This window comes from Gammaproteobacteria bacterium, assembly GCA_003696665.1.
In the GTDB taxonomy this organism is placed as follows: domain Bacteria; phylum Pseudomonadota; class Gammaproteobacteria; order Enterobacterales.
Genome location: RFGJ01000551.1, coordinates 1 through 2,306 on the forward strand (window position 1 = coordinate 1; position 2,306 = coordinate 2,306).

Genomic DNA, 2,306 nt, shown 5'->3' on the forward strand with positions numbered 1-2,306 from the left:
GGGATTCATAATGTGTTGGACTTGGATGCTGCCCACAATATCGGTCGACAGCCCTTCCGGGATAATGTGCCCTCGGCGAAGCAGTTTCATCGTGTAAATATCGGTGGGCGACAAGATTCTCCGCACGGCATAGGCCACGCTCACCCCGATGATGGTGGGGAGCACCACATTGTAGTCGAGCGTCATTTCGTATGTGATGACCGCAGCTGTCAGGGGGGCGCTGGTGGCAGCCGCCACCAAAGAGGCCATGCCGACGATGGCAAAGGCGGCTGGATCGATGCCTGCACTGGGCCATAGGGCGATGATTCCGTAGCCGAATGCCCCACCCGCAGTGGCACCAAGAAACAACGACGGCGAAAAAACACCACCAGAGCCACCGCTACCGATGGTGAGACAGGTTGCCACCATTTTCAGGACGACCAGAGCCACTAAAAATAACGGCCATTGGAGATTGCCCGACAGCACGTCTTGAATGGTGGCGTAACCAACACCTTGAATCCAATAGTGACCAGTTGTCTGCATCAATAGCATGGCCAACAGGCCGAGCAGAATCATGCCGAACACATGGCGCAGGTAAGGATTTTGAAAACGCGCCTCGAAGAAATCTTCGGACCAGTAAATGGCTTTTGAAAACAAAAGCGCCAGAACGCCCATAAGTGCACCAAATGGCAGCATAAGGGCCAGTTCGGTGAGCGCACGCGGCTCGGCAATACCTGTATGCAAAGAGGGAATGTTGAATGCGGGCTCAGGGCCCATCAACTCCCGACCTATCCAGGCGGCGATCGCGGTCGCTAATGCGACAGGAACGATGGTGCGGCTGTTGATCGACACCAGCAGTAACTCTATTGAGAAAAGCAGCCCAGCGAGCGGTGCGTTAAACGTTGCGGCGATGCCCGCACTCGCGCCACAGGCAATCAATACGATTTTTTGCCGCACAGGCAATTCGAGCCACTGGCCTAAGGCAGAGCTCAGTGCGGCCCCAATTTGTACGATCGGCCCTTCTCGGCCTAATGCACCGCCTGTTCCGATCGTGAGTGAGGAAGCCAATGCTTTGACGAGGGCGACGCGGCCCGGGATATTTCCCTGATTGTAGTGAATGGCATCAATCACTTCTGGCACGCCGTGACCTTTGGCTTGGGGGGCGAAGGTGCGAATCAGCCAGACAACCACCACGCCTCCGGCGACGGGCACCAAAACCCACAACCATCCCCACGCGGATGGATCGGCATGGTGGTTGGCGTCGTAGACTGTGCTGAATGTGCCGTAAAAGGCCAGGTTATGCACAAATGCGATCAACATTCGGAATAACCAGGCAACCACGCCAGCCATAATTCCGATAAAGGATGCGATGATCAGTAAGTGAGCAAGTCTCGGGCGTGCGGTCATGGTATTTGAGATGGCCGAATACGAGGCTGCAGATTATACGTCGTCCTTGCGCCGCAGAGCAAAATCATGAAGAGTGTTCGTTGGTGTGGCGCCAGAGTCGGGATAACGCGACGACGAGATTGATAATAGAGCCGATGCACACAATGATGGCGCCACCAATAAAGAGCTGTTGTGCAAAGAGGCTTGGCCACCATTGATACGAGAAGCCAATCCACGCGAGAAGCAATACGGCCCCACCGAGAAGGTAACATGCCGTCGATATTGGGTGAGGTCGTTCAAAACGAATTTTCATGGATGTGTCCCAGCGAAATCTCATTGTTGCCACTGTGCACAACAAACTCTAAAACACCATTATTGTCTTTAATCTTTGCCCATTCTACCCATTGGTAGTAGGCATTGCGTGAAAGCAATGCAAAAAGGCCATCCCGAACTTCGGCCTTGGGAATGGATTGTCCACTCTCGTCGAGAACATGCAGTTGTGTGTTGTTGGCATTGACGGCTACGACATCGTCCACGTTTGTGCGGATAAAAATCTGTTGGTTATCATCCCGCCAAGTGCTGACAGCTATGAATGGGCAGCATGCAACTGAAACAGGCACTTTTTCGCCCGGTGTCACGAGAAAATAGCGGTCACCTTCCCGCTTCAATATGGTGCTAAATAACTTTACCAGCGCTTGGCGGTGGATAGGCCGCCCTTCATGGTGCCAGCTGCCATCCCGCGCAATATGAAAATGGCCTTTAAGACATATCTCCGCGGTTTCTCCAGAGTGAGAGCGTGACATGGTCAGGCGCCTCCTTTCCGGATCCAGTACTGATAGGGAAGCGAGTCTGTTTCAGCACGGAGCAATTCGTGTGACATGAAACGACAAAATTTTGGAATGTCACGTGTCGTTGATGGGTCATCGGCCAACACATGCAAC

The 2,306-nt window shown here is 53.5% G+C and carries 4 protein-coding genes; all 4 read right to left on the reverse strand.

Annotated elements, in window-relative coordinates:
- The coding region (locus D6694_13495) for a chloride channel protein (protein ID RMH37033.1) at positions 1-1,386 on the reverse strand (1,386 nt) is incomplete at its 3' end.
- A gap of 64 nt (positions 1,387-1,450) precedes the next feature.
- Positions 1,451-1,678, reverse strand: coding sequence for a hypothetical protein (locus D6694_13500; GenBank protein ID RMH37034.1), 228 nt, complete (start codon positions 1,676-1,678; stop codon positions 1,451-1,453).
- The gene (locus tag D6694_13505) at positions 1,662-2,168 is read right to left on the reverse strand and encodes a DUF1285 domain-containing protein (protein RMH37035.1); all 507 of its coding nucleotides are present in this window, start codon (positions 2,166-2,168) and stop codon (positions 1,662-1,664) included. The genes D6694_13500 and D6694_13505 overlap by 17 nt, the downstream gene beginning before the upstream one ends.
- A gap of 2 nt (positions 2,169-2,170) precedes the next feature.
- The coding region (locus D6694_13510) for a sulfurtransferase TusA (GenBank protein RMH37036.1) at positions 2,171-2,306 on the reverse strand (136 nt) is incomplete at its 5' end.